The following is a 20,260-nucleotide window of genomic DNA, read 5'->3' as shown; positions in this document are numbered from 1 at the left end:
TCATAGCCCCAGTTCGGCGTGGGCGAGTTTCAGATTGTGCAGCACATCGCAGCCCATGAAGACCTGTGAGTCGATGCCGTCGCCTTCATGCTTGCCGGCGATCCAGACATGTTGCGCACCGGCCTCTTTCAGCGCCTTTGCGGCGGCATCTGCTTCATCCGTGTAGCGTGCATCGCTACCGCAGATGCAGGCGATGCGGCAGCCGGACGCCTTGAAGGCAGCCGCGGCCTCGGCGGCGTCTTTCGGTGGCACCGGCGGTTCCTTGGCGGCGAGGCCGCCCGCCGCGAACAGGTTGCGGGCGAAGTCTGCGCGGGCCGTGTATTCAGCGAGAGGGCCAAGCGTGGCGAGGAAGATCGCCGGCGGCTTGGGTGCCGCAGCGGCCTTGTCGCGAAGGGTTTCGAAGTCTGCGCTGAGATGAATCGGCTCCAGCGCCTCGGCGGTCGCGTCCGTTTCCGTGGCGGGCGGCAGGTCGGGCACCAGCGCCTGCAGCGCTTCGTCCGTCAGTTCGGCGCCCGAGCGCAGGTGCGGCTGATCGGCTACCGGGGCGGCGATCTCTTCCAGCAGCGGGAATTCGGAAACGCCGGTGACCGGGATCTTGCGCTTGGCAATATCCTTGGCGCGGGCGTCGCGGGTCGCTTTCACACGGCCCTGGAAGGCGCCGGACATGAGGGAGGCGGCATAACCGCCTTCGCCTTCGATCTTCTGGAATTCGGCCCAGGCGGCTTCGGCCAGTTCATTGGCGAACGTCTCGGTGAACCATGCGCCGCCGGTCGGGTCCGCCACGCGGCCGAGCTGGCTTTCTTCCATCGCGATCAGCTGGGTGTTGCGCGCGATGCGGCGGCCGAGTTCTTCCGGCGTGCCCAGTGGCTCGTTGAAGGCGCGGATGGTCAGGATGTCCGCTCCGCCGACAGCGCCCGCAAAGGCGGCCGCAGTGTTGCGCAGCATGTTGGTCCACGCGTCATAGCGTGTCAGCATCCGGGCAGAGCTGTAGCCCTGAAGGCGCATCGGTTTCGAGGTCAGGCCAAGCGCTTCTTCAATACGGGCCCACAGGCGGCGCGCGGCGCGCAGCTTCGCCACGCCGATACCGTAATTGGCGTCGAGGGCGAGGCAGAAGATTGTCTTCGCGGCCACGTCCGCCGCACCGATGTGCGGGGCAAGGCGGCGCAGCGTGTCGACGGCCGAGGCGATCAGCGCGGCGAGTTCCAGCGCTTCCGATCCACCGGCCTCATGTACGGCGCGGGCATCGATGCGGAAGAGGTTCGCAGCGGGGTATTTCGCGGCCAGCACCTTGGCGAGCGCGCCCGCCTCGGCGAAGGCGGCGTCGAGGCCGCCGGCCAGTTTGCCTGTGCGGGCGAGGGCGCCCAGCGGGTCCATGTTGAAGTCGAGTTTGGCGTCCGCCTTGTTCCGGGCCCACTCGGCCAGGAAGGCGGCTTCGCGTGTTCCGGAGGTCATGACCGGGTCAAGCGCAACGCCTGCGATGGTCGCGTCGACGCCGTTCAAGGCAATGTCATAGTCCGGCATGGTCATGGCCTGGACACCGTGTCGTCCGGTCGAATCGACGCTGAGTTCAACCGAACTCACGCCGCGTTCCAGATCCCGCAGCACTTCGCCATGCGTGTGCGAAGGCGAGGCATGGGTGAATGCCTGCCGGATATCCCAGGGCAGCCACTTGTCCGGCGCCGCCGTCGGCCCGCGCAGATAAGGCGCCTCGCCGGGCGTGCCGAGCGGGTCTTTCGAAGCCGGAAAATCGCTCTCACGATAGAGCGGGCGGATCTTCAGCCCGTCCGCCGTGGTGCGGGTGATTGCATCGATGCCACGGCCCTTGAGGGCCTTTTCGACCGAAGCCATCCATTCGGCTTCGGTGGCGTCCGGAAAAGTGCTGGAAAGCGGGAGGATGTCGTCTGCCATGATGGCCCGTGTATTGGCGCAAAGAATTGAAAAAGTGAACCACTTACTTGGCGGCATTCCGTAGCGGCCCGGAACGTCTTGACGCAAGATGCCAATAATGCGAATGAGAATAATTCGCAATTTGGAGATTCCCATGAAACAAGCACGTGCGGTTCTGAGGCTCATTCCATGCGATGGCCCAATAGATACGGGCGATTCCGGCTTATCGAACACTGGCGCACGCCGGGGAACCGCGCGGCATGACGGGGGTGCGGGACATGTCCCGGCGGACGCTTCCAGCCCGTGTGGTGTGCTGCAAGGCGAGGGCGATGCAGCCCGCGGCGTGCGTCAGGACCTGCTAAAAGAGTGGATGGGCTCGCATACGCGAATCCTGGGCCTATGGCTCGACCGCCTTCTGGAGGAGGGCGACGACGCCGAACTCGTCTCCATGATTCACCGCCAGCACGCCTGGCTGTCCATGATGCAGGCCCGGATGGAGCGCGGCTGACCTCACGTCCGGCTTGCGGTGTGTTCGCGTGACAGGTTTAGTTCCCGGAAGAGATAAAGGCCGGGAGGAAAGCCATGAGACTGAAGACACCGCGTATCACGCCGCTCGCCGATTCGGAGATGGGCCCGGAAGTGAAGGAAATGATCGCGGGCCGTTTCGGCGACGCCCCTGTGTTCAATGTCTTCCGCACGCTCGCCCGCGCGCCGAAGGCCTACAAGCGCTTCATGGGCTGGGGCGGATACATCCTGTCGAAATACAATGACCTCAGCCCGCGCGACCGCGAGTTGGTCATCCTCCGCGCCGGATACAACTGGAAGGCCGGCTATGAATGGGCCCAGCACAAGCGCATTGGGCTCGATTGCGGCCTGACCGAAGACGAAATCGAGCGCATCAAGGCCGGTCCGGACGCGCCGGGCTGGAGCGCGAACGACAAGGCCCTGCTTCAGGCAACGGATGAGCTGACATCAGATGCGTTCATTACGGATAAAACCTGGGAAGCGCTGTCCGGCTTCAGTCAGAAACAGAAGATGGATCTGGTCATGACGGTCGGCCAGTACACGCAGGTCTCCATGATGCTGAACAGTTTTGGTGTACCTCTGGACGATGACCTGACCCTCGACCCGGACCTCGTCAAATGAGCCTTGCAGATGTGACCGGCCGCCTGTCCGGCAGGGTCGCGATCGTGACAGGTGCCGGCCAGACACCGGGTGAAACGGTCGGGAATGGGAAAGCCATCGCACTCCTGTTCGCGCGGGCTGGCGCCAGAGTTCTGTGTGTTGACCGGGACTTGGGCAGAGCCGAGGCGACCGTCGCGGACATCCTCGCGGAGGGCGGCAGCGCGAAAGCCTTTGCGGCTGACGTATGTGATCCGGACGATGCCGCGGCGATTGCCGCAGCTGCTGAAGAGGCGTTCGGTCCACCGGACATCCTGATCAACAATGTTGGCATTGGTGATGCGGGTGATGGTCCGCCGCACAAGCTGACCGAAGAGGCCTTTGATCGCACGCTGAAGATCAATCTGAAGGGGGCCTGGCTGGTTTCCAAAGCGGTGTTGCCGGGCATGCGGGAGCGCCGCGCGGGCGCGATCGTCAACATCTCGTCGCTGGCATCGCTCGCGGGCGGGTTCCAGATGGCTTATGAAGTGTCCAAGGCGGGCATGAACCGGATGACCCTCAGCGTGGCAACGTCCGGTGCGTCGCGCGGCGTGCGGTGCAACGCCATCCTGCCGGGCCTGATGGATACGCCCATGGCGATCCGCGGGATCGCGAAGATGCGCGGCGTTCCGGAGGACGAGCTGCGCAAGGAGCGGGCGGCACGCGTGCCGATGGGCTTCATGGGGTCCGGTTGGGACACGGCGCACGCAGCCCTGTTCCTTGCGAGTGACGAAGCCCGGTTCATTACCGGCGCCCTGTTACCGGTCGATGGTGGCGGCAGCGCACGGATTGGTTAAGCGAGCGCTTTGCCCGATGGGCATTGAGCGCGGGCACCAAGCTCTCTAGGCTCTGTTTTTCTATCTACCTGCGCTGTTCTGGCGCTCATGCCGGCCGGGTCTCGCCCGTACCGGCTCCACCTTATTGGCAGAGGCACAACGCGCCATGGTCGAATTCTTTATCCTTCTCGGACTGATTGTGGTGAACGGTGTGTTCGCAATGTCGGAGTTGGCTATCGTCTCCGCCCGGACCGCGCGGCTCCAGTCAAAAGCGGACCAGGGCGATGTGGGCGCCAAAACGGTGATCAACCTGCAGGCTGATCCATCCCGTTTCCTGTCGACGGTGCAGATCGGGATCACTCTGGTGGGTATCATTGCCGGTGCCTATGGCGCGACAGCGATTGCAGATGAATTGTCGCCTTTCATTGCGAAACATGTGCCGGCCATAGAGGCGGAAGCTGGGGAAATCGCGTTCGGGCTGGTGATCGTTTTCACAACCTTTCTGTCGCTCGTCATCGGTGAACTTGTGCCCAAGCGGATCGCGCTGATCGCGCCGGAGGCGATCGCCAAAGTCATGGCGCCGCCCATGGCATTCGTTTCCAGGCTGGCCTTTCCGGTTGTCTGGTTGCTCCGCGTTTCGACCGAAGGCCTGCTCAGCCTGCTGGGCCTTGCAGGGATCAAGCAGGAACCGGTAACCGAAGAAGAAATCCACGCCATCCTGGATGAAGGTGCGACGAGCGGCGTCATCGACCTTGAAGAACAGCGCATGATGCGCGGTGTCATGCGACTCGCCGACCGGGACGTGCGTTCCATCATGATCCCAAGACCGGATATTGTCTGGATCGATACAACCGATCCGTGGGCAGACGTGAAACGGGAGATCCTCGAAAGCGGCAAGTCCCGGTTCCCGGTCGCGGATGAGCGACTGGACCGTGTGTTCGGCGTGGTCCAGACAAAGGACCTTCTCGCCACTGATCTGAGCGGCGAGGGGCCGAACCTCAAGACCGTCGCCCGGCCGGTTACGTTCGTACCGGAAACGCTTTCGGTCATGCGCCTTCTGGAATCCATGCAGGATACCGAAGTGCGCATGGTGCTGGTCGTGGACGAGCATGGCAGCATCCAGGGCATGGTCACCGCAGCAGATCTGCTCGGCGCCATTGCGGGTGACAGCGCGTTCTCCCCCAGCGAGGGCATCGACCGCCCGGCCCGGCGCGAAGACGGATCCTGGCTGATTGACGGCCTGATGCCTGTCGAGGATCTGGAAATCCTGCTGTCGGCCCCGGATTTCGGGGAGGCCGATGGGGGTGCCGTGACGGTTGGCGGCATGATTATCCATCATCTGCAGCGCCTCGCCCGCGACGGCGATGTGGTACACATATCCGGCTACCGGTTTGAAGTGATGGACCTTGATGGCCGCCGGGTGGACAAGGTGCTCGTGACACCGCCTGGGATAAGCGGGACCAGCTGATCCGATTTCAAGACGAGGCCGTAACGGAATCAGCTTCCCCCCACGTTATGGCTTGCCCGGAGTGGTCAGGACGCTAGATTTAGGGTCAATGTAAACACTGTTCACTTTAAGGGGAAATTGCCCATGGCTGTGCCGCCCGTGCTCCAGAACCTGCGCCTGCCTTTGATAGGATCGCCGCTGTTCATCATTTCCGGTCCTGAGCTGGTCATTGCCCAGTGCAAGGCTGGTATCGTCGGCAGCTTCCCGGCGCTCAACGCCCGCCCCGGGCCTGTGCTGCATGAGTGGCTGGACCGGATCACGACGGAATTGGCCGAACATGATGAGAAGAACCCGGATCGTCCGGCCGCGCCATTTGCCGTAAATCAGATCGTGCACAAGTCGAACGACCGGCTGGAGCACGATGTCGAGGCTTGCGTGAAGTTCAAGGTGCCGCTGGTGATCACGTCGCTCGGGGCGCAAAAAGCCGTCAACGACGCGATCCATTCCTATGGCGGTGTGGTGATGCACGATGTGATCGACACCTTCTTCGCCAAGAAAGCGCTGGAGAAGGGCGCCGACGGCCTGATCGCCGTTTGTACGGGTGCGGGTGGTCACGCTGGCCGGCTTTCGCCGTTCGCGCTGATCCAGGAGATCCGCGAATTCTTCGATGGCCCGCTGGCGCTGTCCGGCTCTATCGCTAATGGTGGAGCCATTGCTGCCTCGATCGCGATGGGCGCTGACTTTGCCTATATGGGCTCGGCCTTTATCGCCTGCGATGAGGCCAACGCTGTCGAAGGCTACAAGGACGCGATTGTGTCCTATGGCGCTGAGGACATCGTCTATTCGAACCTCTTCACCGGCGTGCACGGCAACTATCTGAAGCCGTCGATCGAGGCCGCCGGGCTCGATCCGAACAATCTGCCCGAGAGCGATCCGAGCAAGATGAACTTCGGCTCCGGCGGAAACACCAAGAGCAAAGCCTGGAAAGACATCTGGGGCTGTGGCCAGGGCATCGGTGCAGTCAAGAAGCGCGGCCCCGTGGCTGACTATGTCGACCAGCTGGAATCGGAGTACAAGGCTGCGATCGAGAAACTGAACCAGCCACGTACCTGGGGCGCAGCGCCCGCGACTGCTGGCTGAGGCAAGGGGATAAAGCCGGGCGTATCCGACACCGGCAACTGGCGCGGCCTGCGGTGACACGGGCCGCGCTTTTCTGTTCCGGCCTCCTCAATCCAACAGGCAAGCCAGGCGCTCAGACTTGTGCGTATGCTGATCGAAACTGTTTCTGACTTTGATGCAGACGGTTGGCGCTGGCCGCGAGCGCGGCGGGCGGAGGGCTGTTCGGACTCGTCGGTATGGTGATCGGGCGAACCGCGGGCTTGGTTGAGGCACGTCAAGCGCCGGTGCATGAACAGGCCCGCTGGGTGCATGAATCCGAAATGCAGAAGCTTCGCATCGAGGCCGACGCGGCGGGGCGGGAAGCAGAATTGCATGCTGCAGAAACGTCCGGTGCCTGGGTAGGTCTCTCGGCGTCCATGGCAGCGGAGGCAGTTATCGGCGAGAGCGACAATTGGGTGAACGCCGTACGCGCGCTGACCCGGCCCGCTCTGACCGTGCTGCTCTGGGGCACCACGGGCACAGTCTTCCTAGGGGCGGATAAGGCCGGACAGGCGGGCATTGTGGACACGGCCACCTTCGCCGCAATGGCTGCGACGCTCTGGTGGTTCGGTGATCGTGGGCCGAGACGCGAGATGCGTTGACGACATTGGCCGGCCCGGTCCATCCTCCCGGAAAATCCCGGAGGAACAAATACATGGCAGATGCTATCCTGGTGATCGATGAGGGAACAACCTCAACCCGGGCCATCGTGTTCGATCGGGACTTCAATCAGGTCTCCCTTGCCCAGGAAGAAGTGCCGCTGGCCTATCCTGCCGATGGCTGGGTCGAACAGGATGGCAAGACGATCTGGGAGAAAACCGTCGAAGTCTGTCAGGCCGCCCTAGCTGAGGCGGGCGGCATCGAACGGATCGCCGGGATCGGCATCACCAACCAGCGGGAAACGACCCTCGTCTGGGAGCGCAAGACCGGCAAGCCGCTGGCGCCTGCGATTATCTGGCAGGACCGGCGCACGGCCAACGCCTGCGATGCGCTGAAGGCGGCAGGGCACGAGGCAGCCGTTCAGGCGGAGACCGGCCTGCTGATCGATCCGTATTTTTCCGGCACGAAAATCGCGTGGATCCTGGACACGGTGACCGGCGCACGCGAACGGGCGGAAGCGGGAGAACTTGCCTTCGGTACGGTTGAAACCTTCCTGATCTGGCACCTCACAGGCGGGCGTGTGCATGCAACCGATGTGTCCAATGCCTCGCGCACGTTGCTCTATCGTCTCGGTCTGGGAGATGACGGTGGCTGGAGCGAAGCCATGTGCAGCCTGTTCCGTGTGCCGATGAGCATGCTGCCGGAGGTAAAGCCCAATTCTGCGGACTTCGGGCTCTGTGATGAAAGCCTGTTCGGAAAGGCGCTGCCGATCTTGTCCGCGGCAGGTGACCAGCAATCTGCCCTGGTGGGACAAGGCTGCCTTTCGCCAGGCATGGCGAAGATCACTTACGGCACCGGCGCGTTCCTTGTTGCCAATTCCGGGGCAGAGAAGCCGGAGTCGAAGAACCGGTTGCTGGGGACGGTCGGCTATGAAACCGCGGAAGGCGGGGCGATGGCGCTTGAGGGCTCCATCTTCAATGCCGGCACAGTCGTGAAATGGTTGCGCGACGATCTGGGGCTGATTTCCGACGCAGCCGAAAGCGAAGAGATGGCCGCGGCGCTGCCTGGCAATGGCGGTGTCTATATTGTGCCGGCCTTCACCGGCCTTGGCGCGCCGCACTGGAATGCCGATGCGCGTGGCACGATTAGCGGTATCACGCGCGCAACCACTGCGGCCCATCTCGTCCGCGCAGGTCTCGAGGCAGTTGCCTACCAGACACGGGACCTGCTGGACGCGTTCGAGGCGGACGGTGTGGAGATCCGTGAGCTGAGAGTCGATGGCGGCATGGTCGCCAATGACTGGCTGATGCAGTTCCTGTCCGATGTCTGCGCCCGTCCTGTTGTGCGGCCGGACTATCGGGAAATGACCGCGCTTGGCGCGGCGGCACTTGCTGCGATGCAGCTCGGCTGGATGAAGGGGGCGGACTGGCAGGCGCGCGAGGTCAAAGGCGTGCGTTTCGAGCCGCAGATGGGTGATGAGCAGAGAACAGCTTTACTGAAGGGCTGGGCCGCCGCCCTTCGCCGCACGCTGGCCTGATCGGGTTCGCGCGCTTGAACAAAAGGGCAGGCCGAAAGGTCTGCCCTTTTTCGATTTGGGATTGCTGGTGTGGCAATTCTGTTTAAAACAGAAGAATAATTTGAACAACTGAGGCGCATGGTTGCCTGTGTCGGCGATCATGCTGATATAAAGTTACAATTCGTTCGAAGGTGGACAGCGCCCGGTCCGCTTTTGTTCCCGCAACTTCCAATCAGGACCTGACATGACCCGATCCAGACCCTTCCTGTCCTTCATTCTCGGCTCCACCATGATGACCGCCTGTGCCGGAATTACGCCGGATGTCACCGAAGCCAGTGATCCGGTCGAACTGGCCGGAAGCACGAGTGAATCAACCGAGGCGGTCCCGGAAGCGACGGCGGAAACGGCCTGGAGCCCGGGCGATGTTTTTGAAGGCCCCTATGGCGGGGTTCCGGCCTTCGACAAGATGGATATCGCCCTGATCGAGCCGGCACTTGAAGAGGGTATGGCCGCACAGCGCACAGAGATTGATGCGATCACGGCCAACCCGGATGCACCGACCTTTGAGAACACAATCGCTGCTATGGAAGATAGCGGCCGCCAGTTGAACCGTGTGCTGGCCTACTATTACCTCTGGGGGTCGAACCTTTCGACACCGGAATTCCGTGAGATCGAAACGCGGATGGATCCGGAAATTCAGGCGTTCTACGACTCGATCAACCAGGACCAGGCCTTGTTCGCCCGCGTCGATGCTGTGCGGCAGGGCGAGGAATACGACACGCTCACTCCCGCCCAGCAGCGTCTCGTCGAAATCATCCATCAGCAGTTCACCCGCAATGGCGGCACGCTAACGGGGGAAAAGGCTGAGAAGTTTGCGGAGATCAACAAGGAACTGGCCGGGCTCTATGCCGAATTCTCCGGCAACCTGCTGGCCGACGAGGAAGGCTGGGTCACCTATCTGAGCGAGGATCAGACAGGCGGCCTGCCGGAGTCCTATCTGAGCTCCGCTGCGGCGGCTGCCGACGCGCTCGGCAAGCCGGGCATGTATGCCGTGCGCAACACGCGTTCTTCGATGGATCCGTTCCTGACCTTCTCCACCGAGCGCGACCTGCGCGAACAGGTCTGGCGCAATTATTACAATCGCGGCGACAATGGCGATGCGCACGACAACAATGCCATCATCGCGAAGATCCTGAAGCTGCGCGATGAGCGTGTTGCGCTGCTCGGTTACGACAATTTCGCGGCATGGCGCCTGGAAGACCGGATGGCGAAGACGCCGGACCGGGCCTTCGACCTGATGCTGCAGGTGTGGAAGGCGTCTGTCGGCCGTGTGCACGAAGAAGTCGCGGATATGCAGGCCCTGGCGGATGCGGAAGGTGCAGGCATCACGATCGCACCGTGGGACTATCGTTTCTATGCAGAGAAAGTCCGCAAGGCGAAATACGACCTCGATTCCGAGGAAGTGAAGCAATACCTCCAGCTCGACAATCTGCGCCTCGCCATGTTTGACGTCGCAGGTGAAGTGTTTGGATTCGAATTCGTACCGATCACCGATGGTTCCGTACCGGTCTTCCATCCGGATGTCACAGTGTATGAGGTCAACGACAAGGCGACGGGCCGTAATGTCGGCCTCTGGTATTTCGATCCTTTCGCACGTGACGGCAAGCGTTCCGGCGCGTGGGCGACGACCTATCGTTCGCACGAAAGCTTCCGGGGTGAGAAGAATGTCCTGGCAGCCAACAATTCCAACTTCGTGAAACCTGCCCCAGGCGAGCCGGTGCTGCTCTCCTGGGACGATGCCGAGACCATGTTCCATGAGTTCGGTCACGCGCTGCACTATCTGTCGCTGAAAGTGGAGTATCCGAGCCTGACCGGCGGCCTGCGCGATTATACCGAGTTCCAGTCCCAGCTGCTGGAGCGTTGGCTGTCGACCGACCACGTCATCAACACCTATCTCGTCAGTGCAGAGACAGGTGAGGCGATGCCGGCAGAACTGGTCGAGAAGATCCGCAAGGCCTCCACGTTCAATCAGGGGTTCGCAACGACGGAATACCTGGCGTCCGCCCTGATCGACATGAAGCTTCACATGGCCGATCCGGAAGGCCTCGATCCCGACAAGTTCGAGCGTGAGACGCTCGATGAACTCGGCATGCCGTCCGAACTCGTGATGCGCCACCGCACGCCGCAATTCGGGCACGTCTTCTCCGGCGAGGGATATGCGGCCGGTTATTACGGCTATCTCTGGGCCGATGTGCTGACGTCAGACGCCGCAGAAGCGTTCGCTGAAGCTTCCGGTGGTTTCTATGATCAGGATGTCGCGAGCGCGATGGTCAAATACCTGTTCGCTGCCGGCAATTCGATGGATCCGGCCGAGGCCTACCGCCTGTTCCGTGGCCGCGATGCCGAGATCGGTGCCCTCATGCGGGATCGCGGCTTCGCGGAGTAGCAGGCCAGGCCATTCAGGCAGGGCCATTCAGGCCGGGCTTTCCGCCGACGCTTGTTCTGTCGCAACCGGGGACTCCTCCGGTTCCAGCGTTTCGTTTGCGCGTTTGCCTTTCGGCGTCACGATCCGGCAGAGGACGAGGTCGCCGGTCACGTTCACGAGTGTCCGCGCCATGTCGAGAATCCGGTCGACGCCCATGACCAGCGGCAGGCCTGTCAACGGCACGCCGAAACTCGTCGCCGTGGTCGCAAGGATCGCGATACTGGCGCCCGGCGCAGCCGGCGCGCCGATGGAGGCCCCGGTCAGTGTCACCATCACCAGAGCGAGATCGCCCGGTGACAAGGGCGTGCCGGAAATGTCCGCAAGGAACATGATCGCGACGGACTGGTAGAGCGCCGTGCCGGCCATGTTCACGGTCGAGGCCAGCGGCACCACGGCGCCTGCCAGAGAGGGCGGCGTCTTCAACTTGTCGATCGCCGTCTTCATCGTCAGCGGCATCACTGCGGCCGAACTGGACGTGGAGAAGGCAAGCAGCTGGACGGGCACCACCGCCTCGATGAACTTCACCGGGTTCATCCGCCCGAACACGGTGACGATCACGAGATAGAGCAGGAGCAGGCAGGTGAGGCCTGACAGGACAATGCCGCAATAGGTGGCAAGGTCGACCAGCGTGCTGAAGCCGTTGGTGGCCGTCGTTTCCGCCATCAGGCCGAACACGGCGAGCGGCGCAAAGCGCATCGCCGTGCGGATCACCGTCATGGAGACTTCCAGCATCGCTTCCGCCAGCGCCACCAGCGGGCGGGTCAGTTCCTTCTTGTCGGCGGTCACCGTCGCGATGCCCACGAACAGGGAAAACATCACGATGGCCAGCATGTCCTGTTCCAGCAGGGAAGCGGCAATGTTCTGTGGAATGAGGCCGGTGATCATGTCCGGCAACTCTTTCGTTATGCCTTCCAGCGGCGAAGGCGGTGGTTCAGCCAGTTGCAGGTTTTCCGGCTTGAGGCTGGGCGGGGAAGGGTAGACGTGCTCCAGACCCCGGCCCGGACGGATGAAGCGTGCGAGCGAGATGCCGATCATCACGGCGGTCACCGTCGTCAGCATCACGAAGACCAGCAGTTTCCGGCCCACGGTGCGAAGCGCTTCCCCGCCGCCGGTGCCGGCAATGCCGAGGATGATGGAACTGGCCGCCAGCGGAATGATCACCATCCGCACCAGCGCCAGGAACAGGTTCCCCGGCAAGCCCAGCCAGTCGCCGATCACGGCGGCCTGGTCACGTGGTACAAAGTCGAGGTCTGGCCCAAGAACGAGACCGACGCCGATCCCGGTGCACAGCGCCAGAATCACCTGCAGCCACAGTTTGCCCCGCACCAGCACATCGAGCCGCCGGTTCAGGCGGTTATAGGTAAAGCGGGGCTTCTTCACGGAGGCCATGGTTACGTCTCGCGGGTTGGATATTCATCCCATAGGAGCCCGGCCCATGGAAGAAAAGCCGTAAGGCCCCGTAGGTGGCGCTGAATTTTCCGGGGATCCGCTGGTGCCGCGAGAGAGAATTGAACTCTCGGCCTCATCATTACCAATGATGCGCTCTACCACTGAGCTACCGCGGCATTGCAGGTGCGGAAAGCGGCGTTTAGCTTAAGCCATCCGACATGAAAAGACCGTTTCGCCGCGAATTGCACCTGACATGACAGACAAATCCCCTCCCAAGGACGAGAAAGCTGAACGCCTGGCCGCTGCGCTGCGGGCCAACCTGCGCCGCCGCAAGGCCGCCGCGCGCAAGCCGCCGGCCGATTCCGCGGCCAAACCGGACAAAGGCAAGTGACGCTTTCCCTCTCATCACGGGCTTATCTTGCTGCCCCCCATGAGATGCTGACCGCCATTGTGGCTGAAAATGCTTGGTACCGGGCAAAGATGCCGATTCTGGGCGAAATCGACCTCGTCACCCGCCACGCGGCGATCCATGCCGTGCTGAAGGACAAGGACCGGTTCGTTGTCGATGCCCGCCATGCCGGGCACAAGGCGGCGTTCGGCATGCCCTTCCTGCCGAAGTCACTGAAGATCATGGCGGACAATGTCCTCTCCATGGACGATCCGGATCATTCGCGCCTGCGACGCCTCGCCGATGCCCCGTTCCGGCGCGCGGCGATCCTGACCCAGCGCCGGAAGATCGTGGCCTATGCGCATGAGCTGCTGGACCTGATGGAAACGGACGGGAACACGGATCTCGTGTCCGGCTTCTGCCGTCCGCTGCCGCTGAAAGTGATCTACGGCCTGCTCGGCTTCCGGCCAGAGACCGAGGCAAAGCTCTCCCGCACGCTTAGCAACCTGACTGCCACCGATTCTCCGCTCACCATGCTGTGGGGCCTGTTCCGGCTCGGTCACATCCAGGACATGCTGCGGCAGGAGTTCCGCGCCCTGCACGCAGAACCGCGCGAAGGCCTCGTGTCGGAACTCGTCCATGCCGAGGCAGACGGCCAGAAGATGAGCGAGAATGAGCTGCTCGCCATGGTCTTCGTCCTCTTCGTGGCGGGGCATGAGACGACGACGCACCTCCTGTCCTCCGGCGTCTGGACGCTGCTGACTCAGCCGGGCGCCGCCGATGCCGTCCGGGCCATGGATGAGGAGGCTCGTTTCATCGCTGTCGACGAGCTGATGCGCTACTGCACGCCGGTGCAGATGACCAAGCCGCGCTTTGTGAAAGAAGACATGGCGTTCGAGGACAGGGCGCTGAAACGCGGCGACCGCGTCTTCGGTTTCCTCGCCGCCGGGAATATGGACCCGGCTGAGTTCGAAGATCCGCAGACGCTGAACCTCGCCCGCCGTCCGAACCGCCACGTCGGCTTCGGCTCAGGTCCCCACATCTGCCTCGGCATCCACCTCGCCCGGCTGGAGGCAGAAGTCGCGCTGGACGTCCTGCTCAGCCGCTACCCCCGCCTCGCCATCAAGGGCGGCGCAGAGAATGTGAAATGGATTTCCCGCGCTGGTCTCCGCGGCCTGAAACGCCTGCCGCTGGTGCTCCGCTGAAACCCGCTGAAAATCAACACAATCCGGCCCTCCCAAAACCGCGAAGCACGGTATAAGAGCCCCCATGGACAGACTCGTTATTCAAGGTGGCCACAAGCTGAATGGCCATATCCCGATCTCCGGCGCCAAGAATTCGGCGCTGAAGCTCATGGTCGCCTGCCTGCTGACGGACCAGCCGATCACCCTCACCAACATGCCGAGCCTGGCGGACACGCGCTTCCTGGCGCAGCTGCTGGAAACACTCGGCGTCGAGGTCTACTGGCCGAAGGGCGAGTCGACCTGCCACCTGAACGCCGCCGAGCTGAAAAGCACGATCGCGCCTTATGACCAGGTGCGGAAGATGCGGGCGAGCTTCAACGTTTTGGGCCCGCTGATCGCGCGCTCCGGCCACGCCACCGTGTCGCTGCCCGGCGGCTGTGCCATCGGCGCCCGGCCGGTGGACCTGCACCTTCAGGCGCTGGCCGCCATGGGCGCGGACCTGAAAGTGGAGCAGGGCTATGTGAAGGCTGCGGCCATTCACGGTCTGAAGGGTGCGCACATCAATTTCTCCATGCCGAGCGTCGGCGCGACCGAGCACGCCATGCTGACCGCCACGCTGGCCGAAGGCACGACCATCCTCGAAAACGCCGCGCGTGAGCCGGAGATCGAAGACCTTGCAAACTGCCTGAACAGCATGGGCGCGGATATCACCGGCGCCGGCACGGCCGTCGTCCGCATCAAGGGCGCCGAGAGCCTGAAAGGCACGACCCATTCGGTCATGGCAGACCGGATCGAGGCGGGCACCTATGCCATCGCCGCGGCCGCCGCGGGCGGGGACGTGACGCTGGACGGCTGCCCGGTCGATGCGCTCGGCGCGCTGATCGCCAAGCTGCGTGAGGCTGGCGTCACCGTGGACGCTGATGAAGCCGCCCACACGCTGCGCATCCGCCGGAACGGCACGCACCTCAAAGCCGTGAACCTCTCCACACAGCCGCACCCGGGGTTTCCGACCGACCTGCAGGCCCAGTTCATGGCCCTGATGGCCATCGCCGACGGCACCAGCGTCATCCGCGAGACGATTTTCGAGAACCGCTTCATGCATGCGCCGGAGCTTTCCCGCCTCGGCGCCGACATCACCGTGCGCGGGCAGGAAGCCATCGTGAAGGGCGTGCCCCAGCTGACAGCAGCGCCTGTCATGGCGACAGATCTGCGCGCATCGGTCTCGCTCGTGATCGCAGGGCTTGCGGCCGAGGGTGAAACCGTGGTGAACCGCATCTACCACCTCGACCGGGGCTTCGAACGGCTGGAAGAGAAACTGACGGCCTGTGGCGCGAAGATCGAGCGCCGGTCCGGGGAAGAGGAATAGGGGCGACGACTTGAAGGGGCTGGCATGTCTGAACTGAAACCACTCCGCCTCCTGGCTGAAGAGGCCGAGGATCTCGAAATCATTTCCGCCGCGGTGCAGGACGCCGTCGTGAAGGCCGAGAACCTGAACTACGAGGCGCGCATCCGCCGCTTCTCGCTGGAGATCAACCGCTACCGCTGGGAAGAGGGCGTCACCAAGCGCCGCGACGGCGAGCGTGTCCGCTCCCTGCTTGCCTTTGACGGCGTATTGGGCGTGAAAACCCGCGCCGTGACCAAGGCCGACCCGGAACTGATCCTGTCGTTACTACAGGTGACTTTCACGCCGGACGCCGAGCCGCCCGGAGGCAAAATCACGCTCCTCTTCGCAGGCGACGGCGAAATCGAGTTGACCGTGGAAGCCCTCGACGCGACCCTGCTCGACAGCGATTACATCTGGAATACGAGGCACACGCCCAGCCACGAACGCCGGAAGCGGTAGGCGCTACCCCTCCGCCCGGTGGCAGACTGCCTGGAGCTTGTTCCCGTCCGGGTCTCTCACATAGGCGCCGTAATAGTTCTTGTGATAGTGCGGGCGCGGGCCGGGCGGGCCTTCATCCGATCCGCCATTGGCCATCGCGGCCGCATAAAATGCGTCCACCTTGGCCCGGCTGTCTGCGATGAAGGCAACATGCGTGCCGTTGCCGTTCGTGGCGGGCTGGCCGTCGAACGGCGGGCCGATGAACAGTTTTGGCCCAGTGGCTTCGCCATAGGCAATGCCGCCATCATATTCGAACATGACCGGGATGGAGAGCGCCTCCATGACTGCTGCCCAGAAGGACTTCACGGCGGCCCAGTCATTGGTGCCGAGGGTGACATGGCTGAACATTGGCGGTCCTCCGAAACCGTGCCGGATGGGCGAGCCTAAGCCGGGAAGCGGGGGTGGCCAAGCCTGACGGGCTGAATGCGCCGACTCAGCGCCTTGCCAGCGGCGGATGGAGAGTCCATGAAGCGGGGTTCAAAACACCAATCCTTCCTGGGAATTCCGCGCCAATGGCCCGTACATTCAGCACATCCGCACCGGATTTCGAGACCCGGTTCAGCCGCTTCCTTGGGGAACAGCGGGCGGATGGCCATGACGTAGGCGGCATCGTTGCGAAGATCCTGGATGAGGTGGAAGTCCGCGGCGGTGAGGCTGTGGCCCGCTATACGGCCCAGTTCGACGAGCTGCAGATCGACCCGACCACGCTGCAGTCCGACAATGTGGACCTTGCTGCGCTGGCCGCCGAATGCCCGGCAGACCTGAAAGCCGCCATCGATTTCGCCCATGATCGCATCGCCGCCTATCACAGCGCCCAGCGCCCGGAAGACCATTCGTTTACGGATGAGGCTGGCGTCGAGCTTGGCTGGCGCTGGACGTCGCTGGAAAGCGTCGGCGTCTATGTCCCGGGCGGACGGGCGAGCTACCCGTCCTCCGTGCTCATGAACACCGTTCCGGCCAAGATCGCAGGCGTGGACCGGATCGTCATGGTCGCCCCGGCACCGAAGGGCGAGATGGCCCCCGCTGTGGCCTATGCGGCCCTGCGGGCAGGGGTCGACGAATTCTACCCGCTCGGCGGGGCACAGGCGGTCGGTGCGCTGGCCTTCGGGGCCGGGCGGCTGAAACCGGTCGACAAGATTGTCGGGCCGGGCAACGCCTTCGTTGCTGAAGCCAAGCGCCAGGTCTTCGGCCGCGTCGGCATCGACACGATTGCGGGGCCCTCGGAAATCCTCGTCATCGCGGACGAGACCGCAAATCCGGACTGGATCGCGGCAGACCTGCTCAGCCAGGCCGAGCACGACCCATCCTCCCAGTCGATCCTGATTGCTGTGGATGAGGCTGTGGGCAGGGCTGTGGATAACGCTGTGGACAAGCAGTTGAAAACGCTGGCCACGGGCGAGCGCGCGGCCCGGTCCTGGTCGTCTCACGGGGCAATCATCTTCGCGCGCGACCTGGACGAGGCCGCCACCATCGCCAACCGCATCGCCGCGGAGCACGTCGAGCTCGCCGTGGCTGACCCCGACGCCATGCTGCCGAAGATCCGCCATGCCGGGGCAGTGTTCCTCGGCCACCACACGCCGGAAGCGCTGGGCGACTATGTTACCGGTTCGAACCACGTGCTGCCCACCAGCCGCGCGGCGCGTTTCTCTTCTGGCCTCGGTCTTTATGACTTCCTGAAGCGCATGAGCGTGCAGCGCGCGAGCGCCGAAGGCTTTGCCGCGCTGGCCCCGGCGGCCCTGCGCCTTGCCGAAGCAGAGCGCCTGCCGGCGCATGCGCGCTCCATCTCCATCCGGTCTAACGCAGGAACCGGTGATGTCGGATAAGAACCGCCTCATCGCTGTCGAGATCGACGAAGACACGCTGGGCGCCTCGGGGCCTGACGCCGAGCATGAGCGCCGTGTCGCCATCTTCGACCTGATCGAACAGAACAGCTTCGCCCTGCCGGAGCACGGCGAGGGCCCGTTCATCCTGGTCCTATCCAAGGTTGAGCGGCGCCTCGTCTTCGCTGTGCGCGACGAGCACGGCAAGGACGTTCACACCTTCATCCTGTCGCTGAACCCGTTCCGGGGCGTGATCCGCGATTATTTCATGATCTGCGACAGCTATTACGATGCGATCCGCACCCAGTCGCCGCACCAGATCGAAGCGATCGACATGGCCCGGCGCGGTGTTCACAATGAAGGCTCGGAGCTTCTGGCAGAACGTCTGCAGGGCAAGGTCGAGATCGATTTCCTGACCGCCCGGCGCCTGTTCACCCTGATCTGTGCCCTCCATGCGGGCCAGGCTCGGGCAGCAGGCTAGAGACCCAACGACTTCAGCGCATTTTCGATTTTGGCCCGTTGGACCGGGTCGTTGAAGGGGAAGGCGCTGAAGAAGCCTTCCACGCTGATATCCGGATCGCGCTGCCGGGCCAGTTCTATCCAGCGGTTTGCGGCCTCATCATCACCTGCCAGTTTGCGGGCCATGCCTGCGATGACTGTGATGTGGACATGGGCCCCCGGCGTACGCACGGCCCGTTCAGCCCAAAGGGTCGCTTCCTGGTGATGATCCCGGAGAAGGTGGGTCAGGCCACGCGTCGAGAGCATGGCATAATGCAATGGATCCAGCGGGCTGAGGCGGATCGCGAGATCGACATCCTGTTCGCCTTCCACGCCGCGCCCCGACATGGTTTGCGACAGGGCGCGAAGATACACCGCCTGTGCATAATTGGGATTGAGGGACACCGCCCTGTCCAGCCAGTGATAGGATCCGTCGAGGTCTTTCTCGATCCAATGGGTACGGCCCATCACCAGGTTGGCAAACGGATCCATCGGATCGCAGGCCATGGCTTGCTCGGCCGAGGCACGCGCCCCGGCGATCTCTGCATCCGTGTCCGGAACGTAGTGAAGGAAAGCGTTCTGGAAGCGGGTAAAGGACATGCCGGCATGGGCACGCGTGAAATCCGGTACGCGTTCCAGCGCCTGCCGGAACAGGCCCTGGGCGATCTCATTGTCCTTCCGGGTGAAGCGGAACATGTGGTTGAGGCCGAGATGATAGGCCGACCAGGCATCAAGGCTGGTGGCGGGCAGAGCCCTCGCCATGCGCGCCTCATTGAGCGGGATATGCACGTCGAGCTCCGACACGACCGCTGAGACGATCTGTTCCCTGAACTCGTGAACATCGCCGATCTCTCCGGCATACTGCTCGCCCCACAGCACGCCGCCATCCTTCGTTTCGGCCAGTTCGACGGTCACCTTCATGCGCGATCCGATGATCTCCACCGCGCCGGAAAGTACATAGCCGACGTTCAGCACCTCGCCGATATTCCGCACATCCGGCTCAGTGCTCCGGAAGCGGAAGGTCGACCCGCGCGCGATGACGAACAGCCAGCGCAGGCGCGACAGGCTGGTGATCAGCTCATGTGGCAGGGCATCCGCCATCGGCGCATACTCGCCCGCGATGCCGATCAGCCGGAAGGGCAGCACGGCAATGGAGGGCTTGCTGCCCGAGACCGGGGCCTCCGGTGCGGCATCCGCCGTTTCGATGACCGTTTCGGTCACTGTCGCGACGGGCGTCTCAGCCCCCCGGAATTCCGGTTCGACCGCGAAGCGGAAGCCGACCCCATGCACCGTGCGGATCAGGCGCTGGGCCCGCCCATCGTCGCCCAGCAGTTTGCGGGCGGACTTGATGCGGCTGGACAGGGCCGAATCCGACACTGCCCGTCCATCCCAGATCTTGTCGATGATCTCGTCCTTGCTCACCAGTCGGTCATGGTTCTCCGCCAGCAGGAGGAGATGCGACAAAACCTGCGGTTCGGTCGGCAGCGTTTCTCCTCCGCGCCGCAACTCGAACCTGGCCTGATCCAGTTCGAAATCTTCAAAAAGATAGATCATCCGGGCCAGACTAGACGGAATCCGGAATTTCTCCACAAATTCTCCAGACCCTCTCCAATTCTGCCCGGGCGGCCTGCCGTAAGTTCAACTCATCGGCGCCGGGATGGTCCTGGCCCCTGACAAAAAACAAAAGGAAATCAACATGCCTCTCGTTACGATCGATGTGATCAAAGACGTCTTCACCCCAGCCCAGAAGCAAGACCTGATCGAGCGCGTCACCGACGCCATGGTCGCTGTGGAAGGCGAAGCGATGCGCCCGGTGACCTGGGTCCGCGTCATGGAAGTCGAACAGGGCGACTGGGCCATTGGCGGCCAGGTGCTCAAAGCGGCGGATGTCCACGCCCTGGCGACAGCCAACGCGGCCTGACCTTAACCAGTCCCCGCGAGCATAGTTCCCCCGCGCCGGATGAGAGGTTTTCCGCCTCTCATCCGGTTGCGTTTTTGGGGGCAGGGGCGGTCAGAGAGGCCGCCGGATGACTCGAATCCTTGCCGGAATCCATGCAAAGCGCTAAGGC

The 20,260-nt window shown here is 63.2% G+C and carries 19 protein-coding genes and 1 tRNA gene; 15 read left to right on the top strand and 5 right to left on the bottom strand.

Annotated elements, in window-relative coordinates; translation table 11 throughout:
- The gene (locus HY17_RS16865) at window positions 1-1,908 is read right to left on the bottom strand and encodes a methylmalonyl-CoA mutase family protein (RefSeq protein ID WP_034768910.1); all 1,908 of its coding nucleotides are present in this window, start codon (window positions 1,906-1,908) and stop codon (window positions 1-3) included.
- Between the two features lie 133 nt (window positions 1,909-2,041).
- Between HY17_RS16865 and HY17_RS16860 the strand changes: the two genes are divergently transcribed.
- The 8 genes from HY17_RS16860 (at window position 2,042) to HY17_RS16825 (ending at window position 10,991) form a co-directional block, all read left to right on the top strand.
- Complete coding sequence (locus HY17_RS16860) at window positions 2,042-2,395, top strand: hypothetical protein (RefSeq protein ID WP_065383071.1); 354 nt, start codon at window positions 2,042-2,044, stop codon at window positions 2,393-2,395.
- 74 nt (window positions 2,396-2,469) lie between these two features.
- Window positions 2,470-3,033, top strand: coding sequence for a carboxymuconolactone decarboxylase family protein (locus HY17_RS16855; protein WP_034768761.1), 564 nt, complete (start codon window positions 2,470-2,472; stop codon window positions 3,031-3,033).
- On the top strand, window positions 3,030-3,845 hold the full coding sequence (locus tag HY17_RS16850; RefSeq protein ID WP_034768759.1) for an SDR family NAD(P)-dependent oxidoreductase: 816 nt from the start codon (window positions 3,030-3,032) through the stop codon (window positions 3,843-3,845). Before HY17_RS16855 ends, HY17_RS16850 begins: the two co-directional genes overlap by 4 nt.
- Window positions 3,846-3,990: 145 nt before the next feature.
- On the top strand, window positions 3,991-5,292 hold the full coding sequence (locus HY17_RS16845) for a hemolysin family protein (RefSeq protein ID WP_034768757.1): 1,302 nt from the start codon (window positions 3,991-3,993) through the stop codon (window positions 5,290-5,292).
- Between the two features lie 123 nt (window positions 5,293-5,415).
- On the top strand, window positions 5,416-6,411 hold the full coding sequence (locus tag HY17_RS16840; RefSeq protein ID WP_034768755.1) for a nitronate monooxygenase family protein: 996 nt from the start codon (window positions 5,416-5,418) through the stop codon (window positions 6,409-6,411).
- A 299-nt stretch (window positions 6,412-6,710) separates the two neighbouring features.
- Complete coding sequence (locus HY17_RS16835) at window positions 6,711-7,031, top strand: hypothetical protein (RefSeq protein ID WP_233348855.1); 321 nt, start codon at window positions 6,711-6,713, stop codon at window positions 7,029-7,031.
- A gap of 53 nt (window positions 7,032-7,084) precedes the next feature.
- A complete protein-coding gene (glpK, locus tag HY17_RS16830; RefSeq protein WP_034768749.1) occupies window positions 7,085-8,566 on the top strand; it encodes a glycerol kinase GlpK in 1,482 nt (493 codons plus the stop codon).
- Window positions 8,567-8,789: 223 nt separating this feature from the next.
- Window positions 8,790-10,991, top strand: a complete 2,202-nt coding sequence (locus tag HY17_RS16825) for a M3 family metallopeptidase (RefSeq protein WP_233348853.1) — start codon at window positions 8,790-8,792, stop codon at window positions 10,989-10,991.
- A gap of 27 nt (window positions 10,992-11,018) precedes the next feature.
- Here HY17_RS16825 and HY17_RS16820 read toward each other — a convergent pair whose 3' ends face one another.
- Window positions 11,019-12,419, bottom strand: coding sequence for a dicarboxylate/amino acid:cation symporter (locus tag HY17_RS16820; protein ID WP_034768748.1), 1,401 nt, complete (start codon window positions 12,417-12,419; stop codon window positions 11,019-11,021).
- Between the two features lie 101 nt (window positions 12,420-12,520).
- A tRNA-Thr gene (locus tag HY17_RS16815) sits at window positions 12,521-12,595 on the bottom strand.
- 77 nt (window positions 12,596-12,672) lie between these two features.
- On the opposite strand from HY17_RS16815, the gene HY17_RS20410 reads away from it, so the two are divergent.
- The 4 genes from HY17_RS20410 to HY17_RS16800 all read left to right on the top strand — a co-directional run bounded on the left by HY17_RS20410 (window position 12,673) and on the right by HY17_RS16800 (window position 15,834).
- Window positions 12,673-12,810 carry a hypothetical protein gene (locus HY17_RS20410; protein WP_175354409.1) on the top strand — a complete coding sequence of 46 codons (138 nt, stop codon included), beginning with the start codon at window positions 12,673-12,675 and terminating at the stop codon, window positions 12,808-12,810.
- Window positions 12,807-14,012 carry a cytochrome P450 gene (locus HY17_RS16810; RefSeq protein WP_034768747.1) on the top strand — a complete coding sequence of 402 codons (1,206 nt, stop codon included), beginning with the start codon at window positions 12,807-12,809 and terminating at the stop codon, window positions 14,010-14,012. Before HY17_RS20410 ends, HY17_RS16810 begins: the two co-directional genes overlap by 4 nt.
- A 64-nt stretch (window positions 14,013-14,076) precedes the next feature.
- Window positions 14,077-15,357: a UDP-N-acetylglucosamine 1-carboxyvinyltransferase gene (murA, locus tag HY17_RS16805; RefSeq protein WP_034768746.1), complete on the top strand. Its 1,281-nt coding sequence runs from the start codon at window positions 14,077-14,079 to the stop codon at window positions 15,355-15,357.
- A 24-nt stretch (window positions 15,358-15,381) separates the two neighbouring features.
- A complete protein-coding gene (locus HY17_RS16800; RefSeq protein WP_034768744.1) occupies window positions 15,382-15,834 on the top strand; it encodes a DUF2948 family protein in 453 nt (150 codons plus the stop codon).
- A 3-nt stretch (window positions 15,835-15,837) separates the two neighbouring features.
- On the opposite strand, the gene HY17_RS16795 is transcribed toward HY17_RS16800, so the two are convergent.
- Window positions 15,838-16,221, bottom strand: coding sequence for a VOC family protein (locus HY17_RS16795; protein ID WP_034768743.1), 384 nt, complete (start codon window positions 16,219-16,221; stop codon window positions 15,838-15,840).
- Between the two features lie 164 nt (window positions 16,222-16,385).
- Here HY17_RS16795 and hisD point away from each other — a divergent pair, with 164 nt between their 5' ends.
- Together hisD and HY17_RS16785 are read left to right on the top strand one after the other, a co-directional pair.
- Window positions 16,386-17,696 carry a histidinol dehydrogenase gene (gene hisD / locus HY17_RS16790; protein ID WP_034768742.1) on the top strand — a complete coding sequence of 437 codons (1,311 nt, stop codon included), beginning with the start codon at window positions 16,386-16,388 and terminating at the stop codon, window positions 17,694-17,696.
- Window positions 17,686-18,174: a UPF0262 family protein gene (locus tag HY17_RS16785; RefSeq protein ID WP_034768741.1), complete on the top strand. Its 489-nt coding sequence runs from the start codon at window positions 17,686-17,688 to the stop codon at window positions 18,172-18,174. Before hisD ends, HY17_RS16785 begins: the two co-directional genes overlap by 11 nt.
- Here HY17_RS16785 and HY17_RS16780 read toward each other — a convergent pair.
- Window positions 18,171-19,745: a winged helix-turn-helix domain-containing protein gene (locus HY17_RS16780; RefSeq protein WP_034768740.1), complete on the bottom strand. Its 1,575-nt coding sequence runs from the start codon at window positions 19,743-19,745 to the stop codon at window positions 18,171-18,173. The two genes, HY17_RS16785 and HY17_RS16780, sit on opposite strands and share 4 nt — an antisense overlap.
- Before the next feature lie 142 nt (window positions 19,746-19,887).
- Between HY17_RS16780 and HY17_RS16775 the strand changes: the two genes are divergently transcribed.
- Window positions 19,888-20,112 (top strand): tautomerase family protein, encoded by a 225-nt coding sequence (locus tag HY17_RS16775; RefSeq protein WP_034768907.1) that lies wholly within the window; start codon window positions 19,888-19,890, stop codon window positions 20,110-20,112.
- Window positions 20,113-20,260 lie beyond the last annotated feature (148 nt).

This window comes from Hyphomonas sp. CY54-11-8, assembly GCF_000682735.1.
GTDB lineage: Bacteria > Pseudomonadota > Alphaproteobacteria > Caulobacterales > Hyphomonadaceae > Hyphomonas.
The sequence above is the reverse complement of the archived record's forward strand: the minus strand, read 5'-3'. Positions and strand labels throughout refer to the sequence as shown.

What these genes read in the sequence shown, in the direction of transcription:
- HY17_RS16865 (WP_034768910.1), bottom strand. Translation starts at nt 1,908, where the DNA reads ATGGCAGACGACATCCTCCCGCTTTCCAGCACTTTTCCGGACGCCACC.
- HY17_RS16860 (WP_065383071.1), top strand. Translation starts at nt 2,042, where the DNA reads ATGAAACAAGCACGTGCGGTTCTGAGGCTCATTCCATGCGATGGCCCA.
- HY17_RS16855 (WP_034768761.1), top strand. Translation starts at nt 2,470, where the DNA reads ATGAGACTGAAGACACCGCGTATCACGCCGCTCGCCGATTCGGAGATG.
- HY17_RS16850 (WP_034768759.1), top strand. Translation starts at nt 3,030, where the DNA reads ATGAGCCTTGCAGATGTGACCGGCCGCCTGTCCGGCAGGGTCGCGATC.
- HY17_RS16845 (WP_034768757.1), top strand. Translation starts at nt 3,991, where the DNA reads ATGGTCGAATTCTTTATCCTTCTCGGACTGATTGTGGTGAACGGTGTG.
- HY17_RS16840 (WP_034768755.1), top strand. Translation starts at nt 5,416, where the DNA reads ATGGCTGTGCCGCCCGTGCTCCAGAACCTGCGCCTGCCTTTGATAGGA.
- HY17_RS16835 (WP_233348855.1), top strand. Translation starts at nt 6,711, where the DNA reads ATGCAGAAGCTTCGCATCGAGGCCGACGCGGCGGGGCGGGAAGCAGAA.
- glpK (WP_034768749.1), top strand. Translation starts at nt 7,085, where the DNA reads ATGGCAGATGCTATCCTGGTGATCGATGAGGGAACAACCTCAACCCGG.
- HY17_RS16825 (WP_233348853.1), top strand. Translation starts at nt 8,790, where the DNA reads ATGACCCGATCCAGACCCTTCCTGTCCTTCATTCTCGGCTCCACCATG.
- HY17_RS16820 (WP_034768748.1), bottom strand. Translation starts at nt 12,419, where the DNA reads ATGGCCTCCGTGAAGAAGCCCCGCTTTACCTATAACCGCCTGAACCGG.
- HY17_RS20410 (WP_175354409.1), top strand. Translation starts at nt 12,673, where the DNA reads ATGACAGACAAATCCCCTCCCAAGGACGAGAAAGCTGAACGCCTGGCC.
- murA (WP_034768746.1), top strand. Translation starts at nt 14,077, where the DNA reads ATGGACAGACTCGTTATTCAAGGTGGCCACAAGCTGAATGGCCATATC.
- HY17_RS16800 (WP_034768744.1), top strand. Translation starts at nt 15,382, where the DNA reads ATGTCTGAACTGAAACCACTCCGCCTCCTGGCTGAAGAGGCCGAGGAT.
- HY17_RS16795 (WP_034768743.1), bottom strand. Translation starts at nt 16,221, where the DNA reads ATGTTCAGCCATGTCACCCTCGGCACCAATGACTGGGCCGCCGTGAAG.
- hisD (WP_034768742.1), top strand. Translation starts at nt 16,386, where the DNA reads ATGGCCCGTACATTCAGCACATCCGCACCGGATTTCGAGACCCGGTTC.
- HY17_RS16785 (WP_034768741.1), top strand. Translation starts at nt 17,686, where the DNA reads ATGTCGGATAAGAACCGCCTCATCGCTGTCGAGATCGACGAAGACACG.
- HY17_RS16780 (WP_034768740.1), bottom strand. Translation starts at nt 19,745, where the DNA reads ATGATCTATCTTTTTGAAGATTTCGAACTGGATCAGGCCAGGTTCGAG.
- HY17_RS16775 (WP_034768907.1), top strand. Translation starts at nt 19,888, where the DNA reads ATGCCTCTCGTTACGATCGATGTGATCAAAGACGTCTTCACCCCAGCC.